This is a genomic window from Microbacterium sp. SWDP-B6, from assembly GCF_059803615.1.
Genome location: NZ_JAPFGV010000004.1, coordinates 1 through 21560 on the forward strand (window position 1 = coordinate 1; position 21560 = coordinate 21560).

General features: G+C 67.2%; 21 protein-coding genes. 4 read left to right on the forward strand and 17 right to left on the reverse strand.

Annotated features, from left to right (window positions below):
- Positions 1 to 546: M20/M25/M40 family metallo-hydrolase (locus tag OPU70_RS07285; protein ID WP_498557438.1), on the reverse strand; the 546-nt coding region annotated here is incomplete at its 3' end.
- Between the two features lie 65 nt (positions 547 to 611).
- Here OPU70_RS07285 and dapD point away from each other — a divergent pair.
- Positions 612 to 1565 carry a 2,3,4,5-tetrahydropyridine-2,6-dicarboxylate N-succinyltransferase gene (dapD, locus tag OPU70_RS07290; RefSeq protein WP_498557439.1) on the forward strand — a complete coding sequence of 318 codons (954 nt, stop codon included), beginning with the start codon at positions 612 to 614 and terminating at the stop codon, positions 1563 to 1565.
- A 227-nt stretch (positions 1566 to 1792) separates the two neighbouring features.
- Positions 1793 to 3208, forward strand: a complete 1416-nt coding sequence (locus OPU70_RS07295) for a DEAD/DEAH box helicase (RefSeq protein ID WP_042541999.1) — start codon at positions 1793 to 1795, stop codon at positions 3206 to 3208.
- 98 nt (positions 3209 to 3306) lie between these two features.
- Here OPU70_RS07295 and OPU70_RS07300 read toward each other — a convergent pair whose 3' ends face one another.
- From OPU70_RS07300 to OPU70_RS07330, 7 genes are all read right to left on the reverse strand, one after another.
- Positions 3307 to 3777, reverse strand: coding sequence for an SRPBCC family protein (locus OPU70_RS07300; protein WP_042542000.1), 471 nt, complete (start codon positions 3775 to 3777; stop codon positions 3307 to 3309).
- An 11-nt stretch (positions 3778 to 3788) separates the two neighbouring features.
- The gene (locus tag OPU70_RS07305; RefSeq protein ID WP_153302153.1) at positions 3789 to 5108 is read right to left on the reverse strand and encodes a citrate synthase; all 1320 of its coding nucleotides are present in this window, start codon (positions 5106 to 5108) and stop codon (positions 3789 to 3791) included.
- Positions 5109 to 5252: 144 nt separating this feature from the next.
- Positions 5253 to 6365 (reverse strand): succinyldiaminopimelate transaminase, encoded by a 1113-nt coding sequence (gene dapC, locus OPU70_RS07310; RefSeq protein WP_498557440.1) that lies wholly within the window; start codon positions 6363 to 6365, stop codon positions 5253 to 5255.
- A gap of 3 nt (positions 6366 to 6368) precedes the next feature.
- The gene (gene fdxA, locus OPU70_RS07315) at positions 6369 to 6689 is read right to left on the reverse strand and encodes a ferredoxin (protein ID WP_042542002.1); all 321 of its coding nucleotides are present in this window, start codon (positions 6687 to 6689) and stop codon (positions 6369 to 6371) included.
- A gap of 9 nt (positions 6690 to 6698) precedes the next feature.
- Positions 6699 to 7175 (reverse strand): histidinol dehydrogenase, encoded by a 477-nt coding sequence (locus tag OPU70_RS07320; protein ID WP_367821124.1) that lies wholly within the window; start codon positions 7173 to 7175, stop codon positions 6699 to 6701.
- Positions 7176 to 7210: 35 nt separating this feature from the next.
- Positions 7211 to 7525 (reverse strand): AzlD domain-containing protein, encoded by a 315-nt coding sequence (locus tag OPU70_RS07325; protein ID WP_056376172.1) that lies wholly within the window; start codon positions 7523 to 7525, stop codon positions 7211 to 7213.
- Positions 7522 to 8232 (reverse strand): AzlC family ABC transporter permease, encoded by a 711-nt coding sequence (locus OPU70_RS07330; RefSeq protein ID WP_455904513.1) that lies wholly within the window; start codon positions 8230 to 8232, stop codon positions 7522 to 7524. The genes OPU70_RS07325 and OPU70_RS07330 overlap by 4 nt, the downstream gene beginning before the upstream one ends.
- Before the next feature lie 93 nt (positions 8233 to 8325).
- Between OPU70_RS07330 and OPU70_RS07335 the strand changes: the two genes are divergently transcribed.
- Positions 8326 to 8874 (forward strand): helix-turn-helix domain-containing protein, encoded by a 549-nt coding sequence (locus tag OPU70_RS07335; RefSeq protein WP_079112533.1) that lies wholly within the window; start codon positions 8326 to 8328, stop codon positions 8872 to 8874.
- Between the two features lie 3 nt (positions 8875 to 8877).
- Here OPU70_RS07335 and OPU70_RS07340 read toward each other — a convergent pair whose 3' ends face one another.
- From OPU70_RS07340 to typA, 4 genes are all read right to left on the reverse strand, one after another.
- Positions 8878 to 10521: an MFS transporter gene (locus OPU70_RS07340; protein WP_498557441.1), complete on the reverse strand. Its 1644-nt coding sequence runs from the start codon at positions 10519 to 10521 to the stop codon at positions 8878 to 8880.
- A 28-nt stretch (positions 10522 to 10549) separates the two neighbouring features.
- On the reverse strand, positions 10550 to 11563 hold the full coding sequence (gene glsA, locus OPU70_RS07345; RefSeq protein ID WP_042542006.1) for a glutaminase A: 1014 nt from the start codon (positions 11561 to 11563) through the stop codon (positions 10550 to 10552).
- A 172-nt stretch (positions 11564 to 11735) separates the two neighbouring features.
- Positions 11736 to 12620, reverse strand: coding sequence for an aggregation-promoting factor C-terminal-like domain-containing protein (locus OPU70_RS07350; RefSeq protein ID WP_052493020.1), 885 nt, complete (start codon positions 12618 to 12620; stop codon positions 11736 to 11738).
- A gap of 163 nt (positions 12621 to 12783) precedes the next feature.
- A complete protein-coding gene (typA, locus tag OPU70_RS07355; RefSeq protein ID WP_042542007.1) occupies positions 12784 to 14697 on the reverse strand; it encodes a translational GTPase TypA in 1914 nt (637 codons plus the stop codon).
- 101 nt (positions 14698 to 14798) lie between these two features.
- On the opposite strand from typA, the gene OPU70_RS07360 reads away from it, so the two are divergent.
- The gene (locus tag OPU70_RS07360) at positions 14799 to 15584 is read left to right on the forward strand and encodes a CPBP family intramembrane glutamic endopeptidase (RefSeq protein WP_498557442.1); all 786 of its coding nucleotides are present in this window, start codon (positions 14799 to 14801) and stop codon (positions 15582 to 15584) included.
- A gap of 15 nt (positions 15585 to 15599) precedes the next feature.
- Here the strand turns inward: OPU70_RS07360 and OPU70_RS07365 are convergent, their stop codons facing one another.
- From OPU70_RS07365 to OPU70_RS07385, 5 genes are all read right to left on the reverse strand, one after another.
- Positions 15600 to 16163 carry a PH domain-containing protein gene (locus OPU70_RS07365; RefSeq protein WP_498557443.1) on the reverse strand — a complete coding sequence of 188 codons (564 nt, stop codon included), beginning with the start codon at positions 16161 to 16163 and terminating at the stop codon, positions 15600 to 15602.
- A gap of 2 nt (positions 16164 to 16165) precedes the next feature.
- A complete protein-coding gene (locus tag OPU70_RS07370) occupies positions 16166 to 17839 on the reverse strand; it encodes a dipeptide ABC transporter ATP-binding protein (RefSeq protein WP_079112530.1) in 1674 nt (557 codons plus the stop codon).
- A complete protein-coding gene (locus OPU70_RS07375) occupies positions 17836 to 18780 on the reverse strand; it encodes an ABC transporter permease (protein WP_042542010.1) in 945 nt (314 codons plus the stop codon). The genes OPU70_RS07370 and OPU70_RS07375 overlap by 4 nt, the downstream gene beginning before the upstream one ends.
- Entirely contained in the window at positions 18773 to 19699 is a 927-nt protein-coding gene (locus tag OPU70_RS07380; protein ID WP_042542011.1) for an ABC transporter permease, read from the reverse strand. The genes OPU70_RS07375 and OPU70_RS07380 overlap by 8 nt, the downstream gene beginning before the upstream one ends.
- 103 nt (positions 19700 to 19802) lie before the next feature.
- Complete coding sequence (locus tag OPU70_RS07385; RefSeq protein WP_153302152.1) at positions 19803 to 21476, reverse strand: peptide ABC transporter substrate-binding protein; 1674 nt, start codon at positions 21474 to 21476, stop codon at positions 19803 to 19805.
- Positions 21477 to 21560: the final 84 nt, after the last annotated feature.

The window sequence follows — 21560 nt, forward strand, 5'->3', positions numbered from 1 at the left end:
GCGCACGCCGGTGGTGCGCACGATCGCACGCATCGTGCCGTTGCAGCCGCCTTCGACCTCACCGTTCGACGGCTCACCGAGGATCGCGAAATCGGCCCGGAAGAGGTCAGGCCGCACCGCAGCGAGGAGAGCGAGCCCGTTCTTCGACGCCTCGACCTCCTCGTTGTCGTACCACATCCAGGTGATGTCGAACGTGGGCTCGGTGAGCTCGGCCGCGAGCTTGAGCTGCACCGCCGTGCCGCTCTTCATGTCGACGGTCCCTCGACCCCAGAGGTGGGCGACACCGTCGATCTCGAGGTCCTTCGTCGGCACGTTGCCGTTGATCGGCACAGTGTCGATGTGCCCTGCGATCGCCACCCGCTGGGCTCGTCCGAGGTTCGTGCGGGCGACGATCGTGTTGCCGTGACGGATCACCTCGAGGTGGGAGTAGACGGAGATCGCCTCCTCGATGGCGTCCGCGAGCGTCTTCTCGTCACCCGAGACACTCGGGATGTCGCAGATCGCACGGGTCAGGTCGACAGAGGACGCTGTCAGATCGAGCATCATGCACCCAGCCTACTTACCCCGACATCTGTGCGATCGTCCACGCCCGCTCGCGATACCGTGGAGGCATGACTGAGGCGCGCACCGTGTGGGGTACCGGACTTTCGACGACCGCCGGCGACGGCACAGTTCTCGACGCGTGGTTCCCCGGGGTGCTCACCGAAGCCCCGTCGGCCGAAGACGCCGAGGCCGCACTCCTCGCGCTCGAAGCGCTGGCAGGTCCCGACGAGCGACGCAACGTCACCGTCGAGACCGTGCAGCTGCACATCGACCTGGATGCCGCGCCCACGTCGACAGTCGACGCCTATCTGCGACTGCACGCACTCTCACACCTGGTCGTGCGGCCGAACGAGATCAACCTCGACGGCATCTTCGCCCACCTGCCGAACGTGGCCTGGACCAACGCCGGCCCCGTGCACCCCGATGACGCCGCACGACTTCGCCCGCTGCTGCAGCGGGCAGGGATCCAGGTGCAGGGGCTCGACAAGTTCCCCAGACTCACCGACTACGTGCAGCCGGCGGGCGTGCGCATCGCTGATGCCTCACGCGTCCGCCTCGGCGCCCACCTCTCCCCCGGCACGACGGTCATGCATGAGGGCTTCGTGAACTTCAACGCGGGCACGCTGGGTGCGTCGATGGTCGAAGGACGCATCTCTCAGGGGGTCGTGGTCGGCGACGGCAGCGACATCGGCGGCGGTTCGTCGATCATGGGCACGCTCTCGGGTGGCGGTGCACACCGCGTCTCGATCGGATCCCGCACTCTGTTGGGCGCCAACGCGGGAATCGGCATCTCGCTCGGCGACGACTGCGTCGTGGAAGCCGGGCTCTACGTGACGGCGGGCACCAAGGTCGTGCTCCTCGACGCTCCGGCGACCCCTGACGGCGGCAGGAAGACCGTCAAGGGCGCTGAGCTGTCGGGCCAGAACGGCCTGCTGTTCCGCCGCAATTCGCTCAGCGGAGCAGTTGAGGCCGTGCGGCGCGCGGGTGTCGGCGTGACACTCAACGAGGCGCTCCACGCCTGAGCGACGCGCTGAGCGGGAGCGCGTCACAGGCTTCTCCCCCTGACGCGTGATAGTGTCGAATCGACGATCCTCGCACTGCGAGTCGTCTGCGTCGTCGACACGCTCCCGCGCCACTTGCCTGGTTCTGGCCATTTCGAACGGCGAAACGATGCGCGATCCCGCGCCGTCGCCCACCCTTCCGCACCCGGCCCGTTGGTACGTGCGTGCATTCTCACGGAGATACCTTTATGACTTCCTTCCTCGATCTCGGCGTGCCCGCCGACCTCGCCGCCGTCCTCACCAAGGACGGCAAGACCGAGGCGTTCGCGATTCAGCGCGACACGCTTCCCGATTCCCTCGCCGGTCGTGACCTCCTCGGCCGCGGCCGCACCGGCAGCGGCAAGACGATCGCGTTCGCCCTCCCCCTCGTCGCCCGCCTCTCCGCATCTTCGCGCAGCAGCCGCCCCGGTCACCCGCGTGGTCTCGTGCTCGCGCCGACCAGGGAGCTCGCCACGCAGATCGCAGCGACCATCGCACCGCTCGCCGAGGCCAAGGGCCTGCGCGTCACGACCGTCTTCGGCGGCGTCAGCCAGCGCCCGCAGGAGCAGGCGATGCGCAACGGCGTCGACATCGTCGTCGCGTGCCCCGGCCGTCTGGAAGACCTGATGAAGCAGCGGGTCGTGCAGCTCGACGCCGTCGAGGTCACCGTCCTCGACGAGGCCGACCACATGGCCGACCTCGGGTTCCTCCCGGGCGTCACCCGCATCCTCACCGCCACGCCGGCCGGCGGCCAGCGTCTGCTCTTCAGCGCGACCCTCGACCGCGGCATCGACACGCTCGCCCGTCGCTTCCTGTCGAACGCCGTCAGCCACGAGGTCGACGAAGAGAGCGTGCCCGTCGGCGAGATGACCCACCGCGTGCTGGTCGTCGACTCGACCGACAACAAGACCGAGCTCGTGCGCGAGCTCGCGTCAGGCACCGGCCGGCGCATCCTCTTCACCCGCACGAAGCACCAGGCCAAGAAGCTCGCGAAGCAGCTCACCGCGGCCGGCATCCCGGCCGTCGACCTGCACGGCAACCTGTCGCAGAATGCGCGTGAGCGCAACCTCGGCGCCTTCTCGGCAGCCCCCGAAGACGGCGGCGTGCGCGTCCTCGTCGCCACCGACGTCGCTGCCCGCGGAGTGCACGTCGACAACGTCGATCTCGTCGTCCACGTCGACCCGCCCATGGAGCACAAGGCATACCTGCACCGCTCAGGTCGCACTGCTCGTGCCGGAGCCGCAGGAACGGTCGTCACGGTGGTGCTCCCCGAGCAGCGCCGCGATGTGAAGGATCTGCTGCGCAAAGCAGCGATCAGCGCCGCTCTCGAGCCCGTCACGACGGCCGCCGTCAGCGAGCTGGTTCCCGAGCGCGCCGCACACGTGCGTCCTGCTCCCGTCCAGGCGCAGCAGCGCCAGGCGCCCAAGCAGCGTCCCGCGGGCGGCGAGCGCAACTCGGCCGCCAACCCGCCGTCGCGTCGCAGCCGTCGTCCCCGCTCTGGCCAGAGCGGTCAGGGTGCGCCGGCAGCGCAGACCGGTTCGCGACAGGGCGGCCAGGGCGGATCTCGCCAGGGCGGTCAGTCGCGCAACCAGGGCGGCCGTGGCTGGAGCTCGCAGGGTCGCTGAACCCCGCTGCAAGAGAGGCGGGTGCGCCGATGCTCAGGCATCGACGCACCCGCCTTTCTGCGCCCCGACGAAACCGGAGTGTGCGGAGGGCGCCGTGATCAGCGTCCTACCGCCGCCAGCACCTTCGGATCCGAGCAACCGCGGGCGAACCCGGCGAGCCGACGACGGATCTCGAAGCCGAGCACTCGAACTCCGATCCATTCGGCGAACGGTGCGAGCCACGCGGGGCGGCACGAGAAGTTGTACTTCCACACAGCCAGCGTGCCCTCCGGCACCTCGGTGAACCGCCAGCCGCCACCGAGCTTGGTGAAGAACCAGGGACCCCGCTCCATCACCATGCCCACGTTCGTGGGTGGGGCGTACGACACGTAGCGGCTGACCATCGAGAGACCGAACCGCTGCCGGGTGAAGGTGCGCACACCCTTAGCGGGCGCATCCGCGTCGTCCATGAGGTGCTGCTCGCTGATGAAGCGGTCCCAGCGTCGCCGCACCGCTCCCGTCGTCTGAGACACCGCGAACGCCGTCGCGGGGTCCACCGGCACGACCGCTTCGGCGCTGACGACAGGCATCGCGCTCGGCGTCAGCGAGTCTGGAAGGTGCGCTCGGGAGATCCCGTGTAGAGCTGCTGCGGGCGGCCGATCTTGGTCTGCGGGTCGAGCTGCAGCTCACGCCACTGCGCGAGCCACCCGGGGAGACGACCGATCGCGAACAGCACGGTGAACATGCGGGTCGGGAAGCCCATCGCCTTGTAGATCACACCGGTGTAGAAGTCGACGTTCGGGTAGAGACGACGCTCCTTGAAGTAGTCGTCTGCGAGAGCGAGCTCTTCGAGTTCCTGAGCGAGGTCGAGAAGCGGGTCCGTGACGCCGAGCTCGGCGAGCACCTCACCGGCTGCTTCCTTGACGAGCTTGGCGCGCGGGTCGTAGTTCTTGTAGACCCGGTGCCCGAAGCCCATGAGCTTCACGCCCTCTTCCTTGTTCTTCACCCGCTCGACGAAGCGAGACACGCTCTGGCCGGAGTCACGGATCTGGCCGAGCATCGTGAGGACGGCTTCGTTCGCACCACCGTGCAGCGGGCCGGACAGCGCCTGGATGCCCGCAGAGATCGATGCGAACTGGTTCGCACCGGTCGAGCCGACCAGACGCACGGTCGAGGTCGACGCGTTCTGCTCGTGGTCCTCGTGCAGGATGAGCAGCAGCTCGAGGGCCTTCGACATGACCGGGTTGACCTGGTACTCCTCGGAGTGCACGCCGAAGTTGAGCTTGAGGAAGTTCTCGACGAAGCCGAGGGAGTTGTCGGGGTAGAGGAACGCCTGGCCGATGCTCTTCTTGTGCGCGTAGGCGGCGATGACCGGCAGCTTCGCCAGCATCCGGATCATGTTCAGCTCGACGTGCTCGGGGTTGTGCGGGTCGGTCTGACCCTCGTAGTAGGTCGAGAGAGCGGCGACGGCCGACGACAGCACAGACATCGGGTGCGCCGTGTGCGGCAGCGCCGAGAAGAACCGCTTCAGGTCTTCATGCAGCAGCGTGTGCCGACGGATCTTCTCATCGAACTCCGCGAGCTCGGCGGCGGAGGGCAGCTCACCGTAGATGAGGAGCCAGGCGACCTCGAGGTAGCTCGTCGATCCGGCGAGCTGCTCGATCGGATATCCGCGGTAGCGCAGGATGCCCTTGTCTCCGTCGATGAAGGTGATCGCGGACTTGGTGGACGCGGTGTTGACGAAACCGTAGTCGAGCCCTGTGTAGCCGGTCTGCCGCGTCAGCGTCGAGAAGTCGATGCTGTCGGTGCCCGCCGTGCCTCGCACGAGTGGGAACTCAGCGGTCGTATCGCCGATCGTCAGCTTCGCTGTCGCCTGCTGCTCTGCCGCTGCGCTCACGCGGGCCTCCTCATGGATCTTCATCAAGTCGGATGTGGCGATGTCACGGCGCTGAGCACCAGGTCTGTTCGAGATCATCGATACACAACCGAATCGCCTTTACAGCCTAGTAGGCACACAGGCCTACTGTGACAACCGACAAAAGAACCCGCAGTCTGAGGCGAGAACCTACACGGCTTGTTCGCGCAGGCGCCGGGCGCCCTCGGCGATCCGTTCGGAAGGAGCCGTCAGCGCCAGCCGCACGTGCTCGTTCGAGAACGCGCCGTAGAAGGGGCCGGGACCCGCGAGGATGCCGAGATCCGCAAGCCTCTCGATGCTCGTCCAGGCATCCTGCCCCTCGGTCGCCCACAGGTAGAGGCCGGCTTCCGATCCATCGATCCGGAACCCCGCAGCTTCGAGCGCCGGCCGCAGGATGTCGCGCCGCCCACGGTAGAGCTCCTTCTGAGCCGCGACGTGCTCGTCGTCACCCAGAGCCACGGCCATCGCGTGCTGCACAGGCTCCGGTGGCATCAGCCCCAGGTGCTTGCGCGCGGTGAGCAGCTCGCCGACGATGCGCGCGCACCCCGCCACGAAAGCGGCCCGGTAGCCGGCGAGATTCGACTGCTTGCTCAGCGAGTAGACGCTGAGCAGATTCGCCCTGCTCCCACCCGTCACGCGCGGGTCGAGGACCGAGGGGATCGGCTCGGTCGCCCACTGGCCGTCCCACCCGAGCTCGGCGTAGCACTCGTCGCTCGCGAGCACGGCCCCCACCTCCCGAGCGCGCAGAACCGCGGCGGAGAGCTCCTCCACCGTCCAGGTGCGGCCGTCGGGGTTGCCCGGCGTGTTGATCCAGATGAGCTTGGTGCCCTCGGGCCAGTCGGCAGGATCGTCGGAAGGCAGCGGCGTGGCCCCGACGACGCGGGCACCCACCTCGTAGGTCGGGTATGCGATTCGGGGATGCACGACGATGTCGCCGGCGCCGAGACCGAGCAGGGTCGGCAGCAGGGCCACGAGCTCCTTCGAGCCGATCGTGGGCAGGACGTTGTCGACCGTGAGGTCGACCACTCCCCTGCGGCGGGCGTACCACGCGACGATCGCCTCACGCAGAGCGGGAGTGCCGACGGTCTGCGGGTACGCGTGCGCGTCAGTCGCCTCCGACAGAGCTCGGCGGATCAGCTCGGGCGTCGGGTCGACGGGCGACCCGACGGACAGGTCGACGATCCCCTGCGGATGCAGGGCAGCGCGCTGACGATAGGGAACGACCGCATCCCACGGATAGTCGGCGAGATCCCGAACGCTCACCGACTACTCGCCCTGTGGCGGGAGAGCGGCGATGATCGGGTGATCGTGCGCGATGACGCCGACCTTGGCGGCACCACCCGGAGAGCCGACCTCGTCGAAGAACTCGACGTTGGCCTTGTAGTAGTCCTGCCATTCATCCGGCAGGTCGTCTTCGTAGTAGATCGCCTCGACGGGGCATACGGGTTCGCACGCGCCGCAGTCGACGCATTCGTCGGGGTGGATGTACAGCGAGCGTTCGCCCTCGTAGATACAGTCAACGGGGCACTCGTCGATGCAGGCGCGATCCTTGACATCGACGCACGGGAGAGCGATCACATACGTCACTCGACCAGTCTACGACTCGCCGCCGGTCCGATCGCCCAGAGCGGGGGCACGCCGAGCACTCGGCGCTTCGCCGTCGGACGCCGCAGACGACACTGCGGGCGCAGGCGCAGGCGCATCGGTGCGCGCGGGAAGCCGGGAGAAGGACGGCCATGCCACGGCGAGAAGCACGAGTCCGGCGACGAGATAGGTCCAGATGCGACCGCTGAGCGTGTCTTCGACGACCACCGACCCACCAGGGCCGACGCCGGAGATCAGCATCAGCATGCCGAGCATGCCGAGCCCCGCGGCGAGAGTCGCTCCCCGGTCGTGGGTGAGCGCCCGGATCGCGACGAGGATCGCCCCGCACGCGACCGCTCCCACCAGCAGCCCCACGGGCACCGGTCCCCACATCAGGCTGTGTCCGATCGTTCCCGCGACGCCGAAGACGCCGCCGACGAGAGCCGCGGCGATCCAGGAAAGCACCCGGGAGATCCATCCAGTACGCACGAGTCGATCCTACGCGCGCCGAGGATCTGCTCGACTCAGGCAGCGAGGCCGAGAAGCCTCAGGACTGCGGCGACGACCGCAGCGGCGAACACCACGACCAGGAACGACTGACGCAACCACAGGAGACCGGCCGCGACGAGCAGAGCGGGGACCCGTGCATCGACGACCACGGCCTGCCCGGCTCCGAGAGTCTGCACAGCCACGAGTGCGGCGAGGAGCGCCACGGTCAGCAGGTCGGAGATGCGAGCCGGTCGTGGCGCCTCGAGCACGCTCGGCGGCACGAGATAACCGCTGGCCTTGAGCGCCAGGCAGATCACCGCAGCGAGCAGGATCGCGCTCCAGACGCTCATCGGTCGACCTCCCCGGAGCCGGCCGTGGAGCCGTCGACTCGTCCCAGCCAGTTGAACCAGCCGACGACGATCGCGACGACAGCCGCGACCAGCACGGGCAGACCGGGCATGATCAGGGGCGTGAGCGACGCGGCCACGACAGCTGCGGCCACACCGACCGCGATCGCCTGGCGCTCCTTGAGGCGCGGCCAGAGCAGAGCCAGGAACGCAGCGGCAGCGGCAGCATCCAGCCCCCAGGTCTTCGGGTCGCCGAGCACGTCGCCGACCAGAGCGCCGATCAACGTCGTGATGTTCCATCCGATGAAGATCCCGATGCCGGTCACCCAGAAGCCGACCTGCCTCAGACGAGGATCTCTCTGCGAGATGGCCACCGCGGTGGACTCGTCGATCGTGAAGTGCGCCGCCGCCGCTCGGCGGGCGGGCGTGGTTCCGACGATCGGAGACATCCGCATGCCGTACGCGACGTTGCGCACCCCGAGCAGCGTCGCCGAGGCGATGGCCGAGGGAAGCGCCGACACGCCTCCGGCGGCGAACACCCCGACGAATGCGAACTGCGATCCGCCCGTGAACATCAGCAAGCTGAGCACGCACGTCTGCCAGACATCCAGACCGGATGCCACGGCGAGCGCGCCGAAAGAGACGCCATAGGCGCTGGTCGCGAGAACCACGCCCAGCGCCTCGCGCCAGACTTCGCGCTCAGCGCTCATCGCGACATCGTTCGCTGCAGTGAACACATGATCATCATTCTGAACAACGCCTCACGGATAGTCAAGCGAACGATCGTTTGACATACTGAACAGATGGAGGACCTCCGCACCCGCATCGCCCGTACCGTGCGCAACGAGCGTGAGAGAGCCGCGCTGTCCGTCTCCGAGCTCGCGCGTCGGGCGGGGATCTCGAAGGCGACTGTCTCGCAACTCGAATCAGGCTCCGGCAATCCCAGCGTCGAGACGCTGTGGGCTCTGGGTGTCGCGCTCGGGGTGCCTTTCGCCGCGCTCGTCGACCAGCAGATCAACGCGCCGACGCTCATCCGCGCCGACGATCTCGTCGGCGTGCCGTCGTCTGCGGCGGCGTACAGCGCGACGCTGCTGTCCGCGAGCCCGCCGGGCGCCCGCAGGGATGTGTACCTGATCCAGGCGGAACCCGGTGATCCGCGGCGCTCCGATCCGCATCATCCGGGCACCACCGAGCACGTGGTCCTCATCTCGGGGCAAGCTCTGATCGGACCGACGGACGCCCCTGTGCTGTTGAACCCCGGCGACTACCTCTCGTACGCCGGAGACGCACCGCACGTGTTCGAGGCGATCGTCGCCGGTACAAGCGCGGTTCTCATCTCCGAACTCCGCTGAGCATCATTCCGGCCCCGGCCCCGGACCCGAACCCGAGACCGGTGACGGGTCGGGGATCTCCTCGGGCTTGTACTTCGGAAGTCTCGATGCGGGCAGGATCGCCACCGCGCTGAGGCCGGCGAGCAGGAGCAGCCCGAGTCGCAGCGTGCCCAGGCGAGACTCCTCGTTGACGGCAACCGCCGCGTCGATCTGCTGGGGGGTCGCATCGGTCTGCTCGAGGGCGGCGCGGAGGTCGTCGTTGCTGACGAAGTTGAGGTTGTCCATGTCGACCTGCGTGACGAGCGAGGGCGGCAGCTCAGGATGCTCGACGACCGCACGACCGATGCTCAATCCGAGGAGCGATACGAGGAGTGCGCCGGCCAGAGCGGTGCCGACCGCGGAGGCGAGGTTCTGCGTGGTGCCTCGGAGCGAACCGACATCCCCCGCGAGCTCGGCGGGCGCCGAGGTGACGAGCACGTTGAACACGAGCGTCACGAGCGCGCCCTGGCCGATGCCGAAGACGATCAGCCCCAGGATCGTGGGCAGGGTCTCCCAGTTGTTGTTGACCACGACGGACAGCCAGACGAGCGCGACCGTGGTCAGGATGAACCCGAAGACGCCGATCACCCGCGGCGGGTAGCGCTTGTAGAAGCGGACGACGAGGGTGGCCGTGATGAAGACCGTCAGGTTGAAGGGCATCATCGCGAGGGATGTGTCGAAAGGCGTCCTCCCCTGCACGATCTGGATGTACAGCGGGATGGTGAAGTTCACGCACGCCTCGAGAGCCACGACGATGAACATCGCGTAGACGGCCGCTCGCTCCTTCGAGGAGTCCAGGATGCTGAGGTCGATCAGCGGCACCTTGCCCTCGGCCATCCGCCTCCGCGTCCACACGAAGAAGCACTGCCCGAGCACGATTCCCACGACCACGAAGGCGGGAGCTGGCGAGAGCCCCAGGATGCTGAAGGGCGCAGCCTCCGTCGCGGCGACGGCACCCCACCCGTTGAGGTTGTTGAAGCCGAGGGTGAGGAGGACGATCGCCGCACCTATGAGCAGCGACGCCACGAGGTCGATGCGGATCGACGCGTCGCCGCGATCGCCGCGAAGCGTGAAGCTGAAGGCGAACACCACCACCGCGATGCCGAACACGATGAAGAACATCGGACGCCATCCGACGAGCGTTCCCAGGGTGCCGCCGATCAGGAAGGCCGTGACCCCCGAGATGGCCCTGGCCGAGCCGATCGCACCGATCGCGGTCGCCTGCTGCGCTCCGCGATAGTTCTCGGCGATCAGCGCCACGATCGCGGGCACGATGATCGCCGCGGCAGCGCCCGCGACCGCCTGCCCGGCGATGGCCCAGCCCACGCTCGGCGACACGATCATGAGCACCGAGGATGCGGCGAAGAGGCCGATCACGATCCGGAAGATGAGCACCCACCCGATGCGCTGGCCGAGCTTCGCGCCGGTCATCACCAGTGCGGCCACGGCGAGCCCGTACATCACGATCGTCGTGCTGGCGACAGTCGGCGGCACGCCGAACTCGCTGACCATGCCGCCGAGCGAGATCGGAAGGGCGGCCACGTTGAACGACATGAGCACCTGGGCGAGGAAGAGGCTGACGAGCGGCATCCAGGAGGTCTTCGTGGGAGCCGGAGCGGTGTGTGTCATGACAGGGTCCTCCGAGCGGTGAGAGGGGTCAGTCCGTCGAGCGAGGGGTCGCCGACGGCGCGGAAGCGAAGAGGTTCAGGCCGAGTGCGCGCGAGAGATGGCCGATCGCGAGCTGCGACCGCACAGAGTTGCCGGCTCGGTCGAGGCGAGGTGAGAATCCGGCGACCGCCCCCTTGCCGGGGGCGACAGCCACGATGCCTCCGGCGACCCCCGACTTGGCCGGCAGGCCGATCTCGAACAGCCACTCCCCCGAAGTCTCGTAGAGGCCGGTCGACGCCACCACGGCGAGAGTGTCGCGGCAGACGTCCGCCGAGACGACGCGCTCACCCGTGATGGGGTTCACGCCGCCGTCTGCGAGCGTCGCGCCCATCACCGCGAGGTCATGAGCGGTGACGCTGAGCGCGCACTGACGCGTGTAGACGTCGACCACGTCATCCGGGTCGCCGGTCAGCCGCCCGTAGCTTCGCAGCAGCCACCCCATCGCTCGGTTCCGCTCGTTCGTCTCCGCCTCGGACGCATAGACGACCCCGTCAAGACTCAGCGGGCGTCCGGCGAAGGCCGACAACCCCTCCCGGACGCGCTCCCACTGCTCGACGGACGTCTGCCCCGGCATCAGCGCCGTGGTGGCGATCGCACCCGCGTTGACCATCGGATTCATCGGATGCCCCGCGTTGAGCTCGAGCGCCATCAGCGAGTTGAAGGCGAGCCCGGTGTTGTTGACCCCCACGATCTCGCGAACCCGCTCATGGCCGTGCTCCTGGATGGCCAGCGCGTACACGAACATCTTCGAGATCGACTGGATCGAGAACGGATGCAGCGCGTCTCCGGCGTCATGCAGGCCGCCATCGACCTCGATGACCGCGAGACCGAACAGCTCGGGGTCGGCCTCCGCGAGCACGGGGATGTAATCGGCGACTGCACCCGTGCGGTCGTCCGCATAGCGGCGGTGGGCTTCGCGCACGAGCTCGTCGACGCGGTCCCACCCCGGCAGGGCGCCGGTCGACACCTGCTGCGGGATGTCTGTCAGTGCCGCGACGTCCATGCGTTCTCCTCCGAGTCCACGACCCCCCAGCCGTCACCGCTCACCGTAGTGGCAATGCCTCGCTCTGCCTAGAGCACGGAGCGCCGGTTTCAGGCTGCGCCCTGAAACGCCGAGACCCACCGCCGCACGCATGCGGGGTGGGTCTCGGTGGTGCCGGTCGGGCGGCGGAGGCTCAGTACCAGTTCACGGACTGGGAGTGCCCCCACGCGCTGCAGGGGGTGCCGTACACGGAGGAGATGTATCCGAGACCCCAGCGGATCTGCGTGGCCGCATTCGTCTGCCAGTCGGATCCGGCAGACGCCATCTTGCTTCCGGGCAGAGCCTGCGGAATCCCCGTCGCGCCGCCCGAGGCGTTGTACGCCTGGTAGTTCCACCCGGATTCCTTGGTCCACAGCGAATCCAGGCAGGAGAACTGGTCGGCGCCCCACCCGTACTGACCTGACGCGATGTCGCGCGCCGCGGCCTTCGCGCCGTCGACGGTGTTCGTCTGAGCGAGTGCGGCGGCTTCAGCGGCCGCCTGCTCGGCAGCCGCATCCGCAGCGGCTTTGGCCTGCTGAGCCGCCACGTAGGATTCCTGCAGGGCGGCGGTCTCAGCGACGATCTCGTCCGTGCCGGTGACCGCATACGCAGTGAGGCTCGTGAGCTGCCTGTTCGAGAACTCATCGCGGTCGGCGAGCTGATCGACCCAGGCGGTCACGTCGGAGGTATCGACCGAGGAGGGTGCCGCGCCGAGGTCGAGGCCCGATGCCGCGACCTCGGCGTTCAGCGCCTCGGCCGCAGCAACGGCGTCCTGAGCGGCGACCATCGTCAGGGCTGAGTCGTCGGCGCTCTTCGCCGGCTGCTCGGTCTCGCCGGTGACGAAGGACGTGACGCCGGCGACGGCGTCCGGCACCTCGGCACCAGCCGCGGGCGCCGACACCATGCCGACGGTCAGGGCGAGGCCGAGCACACCGCCGGTGATCGTTCCGAGAATCAGCTTGGGGCGACGTGCCGTGATCGCGTTGCGGGCTGACGCCGCCGCGTGGGCGCGCCGAAGCGCACGGGTGTTCTGAAGCATGGGTTCGACTTTCGGGTCGTCGTACGCCCGTCACAGGACACTCATCGGGAGATCGCCCCAGGCGCAAGGTAACGATTCTGCAACGGCTAGCCTGGACGTTTCGTGAGAAAAGGGCCCTGTACAGCCGTTTTCGGCGGTACAGGGCCCTTCTCTTAGACGATTCTCAGGAGCCGGCGTCCTGACGCTTCAGGCGCGCGGTGTCGCGAGCACGCGTGTTGGCGTCGAGGTTGACCTTGCGGATGCGGACGACCTCGGGCGTGACCTCGACGCATTCGTCGTCACGCGCGAACTCGAGGCTCTCCTCGAGGGTGAGCTGGCGCGGAGGGGTCATCGACTCGAAGGTGTCGGAGCTCGCCGCACGCATGTTGGTGAGCTTCTTCTCCTTCGTGATGTTGACGTCCATGTCGTCGGCACGCGAGTTCTCGCCGATGACCATGCCCTCGTAGACCTCCTGAGTGGGCTGCACGAAGAAGGACATGCGCTCCTGCAGGGCGATCATCGCGAACGGGGTGACGACACCCGAGCGGTCGGCGACGATCGAGCCGTTCTGGCGGGTCGTGATCGACCCTGCCCACGGCTCGTAGCCGTGCGAGATCGCGTTGGCGATTCCGGTGCCGCGGGTCGTGGTGAGGAACTCGCTGCGGAAGCCGATCAGACCACGAGACGGGACGATGAACTCCATGCGCACCCAGCCGGTGCCGTGGTTCGTCATGTTCTCCATGCGGCCCTTGCGGTTCGCGAGCAGCTGCGTGATCGCGCCGAGGTGCTCCTCAGGAGTGTCGATGGTGAGGTGCTCGAACGGCTCGTAGGTCTTGCCGTCGATCTTCTTCGTGACCACCTGCGGCTTGCCGACGGTGAGCTCGAAGCCCTCGCGACGCATGTTCTCGACCAGGATGGCGAGCGCCAGCTCGCCGCGGCCCTGGACCTCCCAGGCGTCGGGGCGTCCGATGTCGACCACCTTGAGCGAGACGTTGCCGATCAGCTCCTTGTCGAGACGGTCCTTGACCATTCGAGCGGTGAGCTTGTGGCCCTTGACCTTGCCCATCAGCGGCGAGGTGTTCGTGCCGATCGTCATCGAGATGGCGGGGTCGTCGACCGTGATCGCGGGAAGCGGGCGGACGTCCTCGGGATCGGCGATGGTCTCGCCGATCGTGATGTTCTCGAAACCGGCGATGGCGACGATGTCGCCGGGACCGGCGGACTCGGCGGGGTAGCGCTCGAGCGCGCGCGTCTTGAGCAGCTCGGTGATACGTGCGTTCTGGTGCGTGCCGTCCGCACGGACCCAGGCGACGGTCTGGCCCTTCTTCAGCGTGCCGTTGAAGACGCGGAGAAGCGCGAGGCGGCCGAGGAACGGGCTGGAGTCGAGGTTCGTGACCCAGGCCTGCAGCGGGTGCTCGTCGTCGTACTCCGGAGCGGGAACATGCTCGAGGATCGCCTCGAAGAGCGGCTCGAGGTCGTCGTTGTCGGGCAGCGATCCGTCGGCCGGACGGTTGCGCGACGCGGCGCCGGCACGGCCGGACGCGTAGACGACGGGGACGTCGAGCAGAGCGTCGACGTCGAGGTCGGGCACGTCGTCGACGAGGTCGGACGCGAGGCCGAGCAGCAGGTCGTGGGCCTCTTCCTCGACCTCGGCGATGCGAGCGTCGGGGCGGTCGGTCTTGTTGACCAGGAGGATGACGGGAAGCTTGGCCTCGAGAGCCTTGCGCAGCACGAAGCGGGTCTGCGGGAGCGGGCCCTCGCTGGCGTCGACGAGCAGCACGACGCCGTCGACCATCGACAGGCCGCGCTCGACCTCTCCACCGAAGTCGGCGTGGCCGGGCGTGTCGATCACGTTGATCGTGATCTCCTTGCCCTGAGCATGCTTGCCCTTGTAGGTGATCGCCGTGTTCTTGGCGAGGATCGTGATGCCCTTCTCACGCTCCAGATCGTTGGAGTCCATCGCGCGTTCATCGACGTGCGCGTGTTCGCCGAAGGAGCCCGTCTGACGCAGCATGGCGTCGACGAGGGTGGTCTTACCGTGGTCGACGTGAGCGACGATAGCGACGTTGCGGAGGTCAGAACGGAGGGCGTGCGCCATGCAGATGTCCTAAAGAGTGTGGGGTTTTGTCGAGAAGCCGACGTTCCAGACTACCGTATGCCGACGACTCGTTCCTGAGCGCTCGAAGTACGATCGGGAGCGTGACCGTCGTCGACCTCTCTCCCCCGCCCTCGCGCGCTCGTCTGTGGTGGGAGATCGCCATCGTCCTCGCCCTCGGACTCGGTCAGTCCGCGGTGTATGCGATCGTGCAGCTGGCCTACCGGCTCACCGACGAGACGCCGCTGGCCGATCAGACCGCGACCCTGAATCCGTCCCGGAGCGACAGGGAGATCTTCGACCTGATCTACCAGGTCCTGTCGATCGGGTTCTCCCTCGTCCCGGTGCTGCTCGTCTGCTTCCTGCTGTGGCAGTCGTCCAGACCGCATCTGAGCAGGCTGGGTCTCGACGGCACCCGGGTCGGAGCGGATGTGGGCCGCGGGATCCTCCTGGTCGCAGCCATCGGCATCCCCGGTCTCGGTCTGTATCTCGCCGGTCGTGCCCTCGGACTCTTCGTCGCGGTGAACCCCGCGGGGCTCGACAGTCACTGGTGGACCATCCCGGTCCTTCTCCTCGCGGCAACGCGCGCATCACTGCAGGAGGAGTTCGTGGTGCTCGGCTACCTCTTCGCCCGACTCCGGCAGCTGGGCTGGGGGCCGTGGGCGATCATTCTCACCACCTCCGTGCTGCGCGCGAGCTACCACCTGTACCAGGGCCCCGGAGCGTTCATCGGAAACCTCGCCATGGGGCTGCTCTTCGGATGGCTGTTCCAGCGCAGCGGACGGCTCATGCCGTTCCTCGTCGCGCACTTCCTGATCGACGCGACGGTGTTCGTCGGCTACCCCTGGGCGGCGGCCACCTGGCCGACGCTCTTCGGGCTCCCCGGCTGAGGCAGCTCCGCGCGATCAGGCGTTCGCGATGACGATCGACGTCACGGCCCAGATCACGATGACACCGAGCGCGATGAGCGCCTGAGAGTCCCAGGTGCGGCGGATCGGCGCGTCCGCGGTCGAGGGAGCCGCCTGCCAGCGGTCACGGATGTCGGTGAGCTCGCGGAGGCCGGCCGGCGCCTTGGCCTCGTCGTCCTCGCGCACCTGGCGCCGAATCGGACGCGCTCTCGCAGGCCCCCCGTAACTCGAGAGCTCCGAGCCGTCCTCGAGCGAGAAGACGAGCTGCCAGCGCAGGTCGATGTCGCGGACGCGGCTCCAGCCGAAGGACGTCCGGCGCAGCATGTTCTGCACCATCGCTCCCTCGCCGTCGACACGCACGACCGAGACGAAGGCGATCTCGTACACGACCCAGAGACCGAGCAGCACCCAGGGGGCGAGCAGCAGCATCTGCCCCCATCCCGCGCGCACGACCGCATCGCCGAGCAGGAAGATCGCGAGCAGCGAGCAGAGGACGAGGGAGACAGGCCCGGAGGCCGCACGGAATCTCCGTGCGGCCTCCGGTCGAGGTTCGGTGCTCACTCTCAGTGACCGCCGAGGGTGATCGTCGCACCGGGGATCGCCTTCAGCAGACGATCGGTGTACTCCTGCTGCGGGTTGGCGAAGATCTCGTCGACGGTGCCCTGCTCGACGATCTTGCCCTTCTCCATGACGCACACGAGATCGCTCGAGACACGGACGACGGCGAGGTCGTGCGTGATGAACAGATACGTGAGCCCGAGCTCTGACTGGAGTTCGGCGAGCAGCTGCAGCACCTGATCCTGCACCAGCACGTCGAGCGCCGACACCGCCTCGTCGAGGACGATGATGTCGGGCTTGAGCGCCAGCGCACGCGCGATGGCGACACGCTGACGCTGTCCGCCCGAGAGCTCGTTCGGATACCGGGTCGCCAGAACGCGCGGCAGCGAGACCTGGTCGAGAAGCTCCTCGACCCGCTCACGCTGTGACGTGCGGTCGCCGACGCCATGGATCTGCAGCGGTTCTGCGATGGTGTTGCCGATGTTGCGCAGCGGGTCGAGCGAGCCGTACGGGTCCTGGAACACCGGCTGCATGCGGCGACGCAGTCCGAACGCCTGGGCGTTCGAGAGCTTCGACACGTCCTGGCCGTCGATCTCGATCACGCCGCTGGTCGGCTCCTCGAGCTTCAGCACCATCTTCGCGACGGTGGACTTGCCGGAACCCGACTCCCCCACCAGTGCGAGGGTCTTGCCTCGAGGGATCGCGAACGAGACGTCGTCGACCGCACGGAAGGCTTCGCTGCGGAAGCCGCCCTGACGGATCCGGTAGTCCTTCGTGAGCCCGGCGACGCGCACCGTCGGCGGGATGGCGGCGAGGTCGTCGAGAGTCTCGATGCCCCGGTCCTCCACCACCGCCTGGATGCGCTGCGATGCCACGCTGGGCGCCGCGGCGACCAGACGCTTCGTGTACGGATGCTGCGGGTTCTCGAGGATCTCGCGGCTGGGGCCGGCCTCGACGATGTTGCCGCCGTTCATCACGATGATCTTGTCGGCACGCTCGGCCGCGAGGCCCAGATCGTGCGTGATCAGCAGCACCGAGGTGCCCTTGTCGCGGGTGAGCGAGGCCATGTGATCGAGGATCACGCGTTGCACCGTCACGTCGAGAGCCGAGGTCGGCTCGTCGGCGATGAGCAGCTTCGGGTCGGCCGCGAGGCCCATCCCGATCAGCGCGCGCTGACGCATGCCACCCGAGAACTGGTGCGGGAACTGGTGCAGACGCTTCTCGGCGTCGGCCAGGCCCGCCTGCTGCAGCACCTCGACGGTGCGTGCTTTGGCGGCGTCGCGCCCCTGGGCGATGCCGTTCGCACGGATCGCCTCCTTGACCTGGAAGCCGATGCTCCAGACAGGGTTGAGGTTCGACATCGGGTCCTGCGGCACGAAGCCGATGTCCCGACCGCGCACAGCCTCGATCTCGCGACGGTTGAGTGTCGTGAGCTCGCGCCCTTCGAGGGTGATCGACCCGGCGGTGACCTGACCGGTGCCCGGGAGCAGGTTCACGATGGCCGTGGCCGTCGTGGACTTGCCCGAGCCCGACTCGCCCACGATCGCGACGGTCTCGCCCGGCATGACGTCGAAGCTGACTCCGTGGAGCACTTCGCGCAGACCCTCCTGCGTGCGGAACGCGACTGTGAGGTCGCGGATGCTCAGCAGCGGGACCTGTTCGGTGATTCGCTCGCTCATCGGCGTGCCCTCGCCTTCGGGTCGAGGGCGTCTCGGATGAGCTCGCCCAGGGTGACGAACGCCAGCACCGCGAGGGTGAGCGCGATCGACGGATAGATGAGTGCCATCGGTGCGACACGCAGTGATGCCTGAGCCTTCGCGATGTCGTTACCCCACGACATCACGTCACTGCCGAGCCCCACGCCGAGGAACGACAGCGTCGCCTCCGCGACGATCGCCGCCGCGAGTCCGAGGGTCGAGACGACGAGGAGCGGCGCGATGGCGTTCGGGACGACGTGATTCAAGAGGATCTTGAACTTGGACTGCCCGAGCGCCTGTGAGGCCATCACGAAGTCCGCTTGACGCACCCGGAGCACCTCAGCGCGTACGACGCGAGCCGTCGAGGCCCACGCGAATGCTCCGATGGCGAATGCGAGTGTCCACACCGAACGGGAGTCCCGGAACACGGTCATCACGACCACGGCCGCGAGGATGTACGGGATCGCGAAGAAGATGTCGCCGATGCGCGACAGCAGGCCATCGAGCCAGCCGCCGTAGAAGCCCGCGAGGGCTCCCATGATCAGTCCGAGGATCGACGAGATCAGGGTCGCGATGAGGCCGACTGCGAGAGAGGTCTGCGAACCCCAGACGATGCGGGCGTAGATGTCACAGCCCTGGAACGTGAACCCGAGCGGGTGGCCGTCGGTCGGACCGCCGTTGCTGTTCGCCAGCTGGCAGTCGTCGTTCGGAGGTGTGGCGGTGAACAGTGTCGGCCACAAAGCCATCACGAGGAAGAAGAGCGCCAGCACTATCGAGAACCAGAACAGCGGTCGACGCCGCACGTCGAACCAGGCGTCTCGCCACAGATTGCTGGGCTTGTCGGAGATGCGGACGGCGTCGACAGCGATCGACTCCGTCTCGATCGGAGCGACGTAGTGCTTCTGAGAGGTGGGATCAGGCATAGCGAATCCTCGGGTCGAGCAGACCGTAGAGCAGGTCGATGAGAAGGTTCACCAACACGTACAGGATGACGAACACGGTCACGAACGAGACGACCGTGGGTCCCTCGCCGCGCTGGATCGCCTGGAACAGCGTGTTTCCCACACCGGGGACGTTGAAGATGCCCTCGGTGACGGTGGCACCCACGAGCAGCACGCCGAAGTTCGTGGCGGAGTTGGTGATCACGGGGATCAGCGAGTTGCGCAGCACGTGCACGGGCAGCACGCGGTTGCGCGAGAGGCCCTTGCTGTATGCCGTGCGCACCCAGTCCTGGTTGAGGGTCTCGATGACGGAGCTGCGCATCAGACGCATGCTGACGGCGTAGAGGCTGAAGCCGAGCACGATCGCCGGCAGCCAGAGACCGCCCCAGTCGTTGTCGGCGCCGACAGTGGGCTTGAACCATCCGAGCTGGATCGCGAGGAAGTACTGTGCGAGGAACGCGACGACGAAGATCGGGATCGCGATCGCGACCAGCGCGACGACGAGCGAGATGTTGTCGAAGAGCTTGCCCTTGCGCAGCGCCGAGATGGTGCCGATGATGATCGCCAGCACGAACTCGATGGCGATCGCCATCACCGCGAGGCGCCCCGTCACCGGAAGCGTGGCGGCGAGCACTGCAGAAACCGGCCGACCGGAGTAGGTGGTGCCCAGGTCGCCCTGGAACACGCCGGTGATGTAGTACCAGTACTGCACGATGAACGGATCGTTCAGGTGGTACTGCTCGCGCAGCTGCGTGACGACTGCCGGACTCGGCGTCTTGTCGCCGAACAGGGCGAGGATCGGATCGCCGGGCATGGCGAACACGAGGAAGTAAATGAGCAGGGTGGCTCCGAAGAAGACCGGGATCACCTGCAGTAGACGTCTCAGAATGTAACCGAGCATCCGCTTGTCCCTTCTTAGAGGGCAGAGAAAGCCGTGCGAACACAAGCCTGTGAGGGGGTGACGAAGAATCGTCACCGCCTCACAGGTGAAGTGCCGTCAGACTTTACTCGCCGGCCTTCGTGATCTCGTAGTAGAGCGGAACCGAGTTCCAGCCGAACGTGACGTTGTCGACGTTCTCGCTGAAGCCACCGGTCACGTTCGAGTACCACAGCGGGATCGCGGGAAGGTCCTGGAAGAGCACTTCCTGAGCCTTGCTGAAGTCCTCGATCTGCGCGTCGGCGTCGGGGTTGCTGATTCCGGCCTTGATGAGGTCGTCGAACTCGGGGTTCGAGTAGTCACCGTCGTTGGAACCGGCGCCCGTTGCGTAGAGCGGTCCGAGGAAGTTGTACAGACCCGGGTAGTCGGCCTGCCAGCCCGAACGCGCTGCCGTGGTGATGGAGCGGTCGTTGATCTTGGTGCGAAGATCCTGGAAGGTCGGGTACGGGTCGCCCGATGCCTCGATGCCGAGCGTGTTCTTGATGCTGTTGCTCACCGCGTCGACCCAGGCGTCGTGCCCGCCGTCGGAGTTGTAAGCGATCTTGAACTCGCCGTCCCACGGCGAGATGGCGTCGGCCTCGGCCCACAGCTCCTTCGCCTTCTCGGGGTCGTAGTCGAGGACCTCGCTGCCGGGAACCGAGTCGGACCAGCCCGCGATGACCGGCGACGTGAAGTCGGCTGCCGGGGTGCGAGTGCCCGAGAAGATGGTCTCGGTGATCTCTTCGCGGTTGATGGCCATCGACAGCGCCTGACGACGCAGCTGGCCCTCTTCGCCGCTGAAGTGCGGGAGGAACTGACCGATGGTGAACGACTGGAACACAGCCGACGGCTGGTTCACTGCGCGGTCGCCGAGCTCGTCTGCGAAGACGGGCAGGGAGTTGGTCGGGATCGCGTCGATGACGTCGACCTCGTTCGACAGCAGGTCGGCGTATGCCGCTTCCTGCGTGGCGTAGAACTTGATGGTCAGACCGCCGTTGGCCGCCTTGCGGGGGCCGTCGTAGTCGTCGTTGCGCACGAGGTCGATCTGCACGTCGTGCTGCCACGCGTCTTCGCCGTCGATCATGTACGGGCCGTTGCCGATCGGGAACTGGCCGAAGGCCTCCATGTCCTCGAAGGCGGCGTCGGGCAGCGGGTAGAACGCCGAGTATCCGAGACGCAGAGCGAAGTCGGAGGCCGGCTTGTTCAGCGCGATCGTGAAGGTGTAGTCGTCGACCTGCTTGAGGCCGGCCATGTCGCCCTGCGCGCCGAAGACGTCGTCATCGGGGTTCGCGGGGTCACCGGCGTCGTTGATGAAGCCCTCGATGTCCTCGAAGAAGTAGCCCGAGAGCTGAGCGTTCTCAGCCTGAGCGCCGTAGTTCCACGCCTTGATGAAGTTGTCGGCGGTGACTTCTTCACCGTCGGTGAAGGTCAGGCCTTCCTTGATCTTGACGGTGAGGTTCTGCGGGTCCTCCGTGGTGATCTCCTCAGCGACGTCGTTGACGGGCTTGCCGTCGGCGTCGTAGTAGATCAGACCGGCGAAGATCTCGTCGAGGATCTTTCCGCCACCCACCTCGTTGGTGTTGGTGGGGATCAGCGGGTTCTCGGGCTCCGAGCCGTTCGTCGTGATGATGGCGTCCGCGTCACCGGTTGCACCGGATCCGCCGTCGCCGTCGTCGCTTCCACCGCTCGCGCAGCCCGCGAGCGCCAGGGCGCCGATCGCGAACAACGCAGTGCCCGCAAGGGCGATCTTGTTGCGCTTCACTTTGTGTCCTCCTGTGGACGGGTATTCATCAGACTGCGCGCTCATCGTCGAACGCGTAGGGATAGTTGACTGTAACCCGCGATT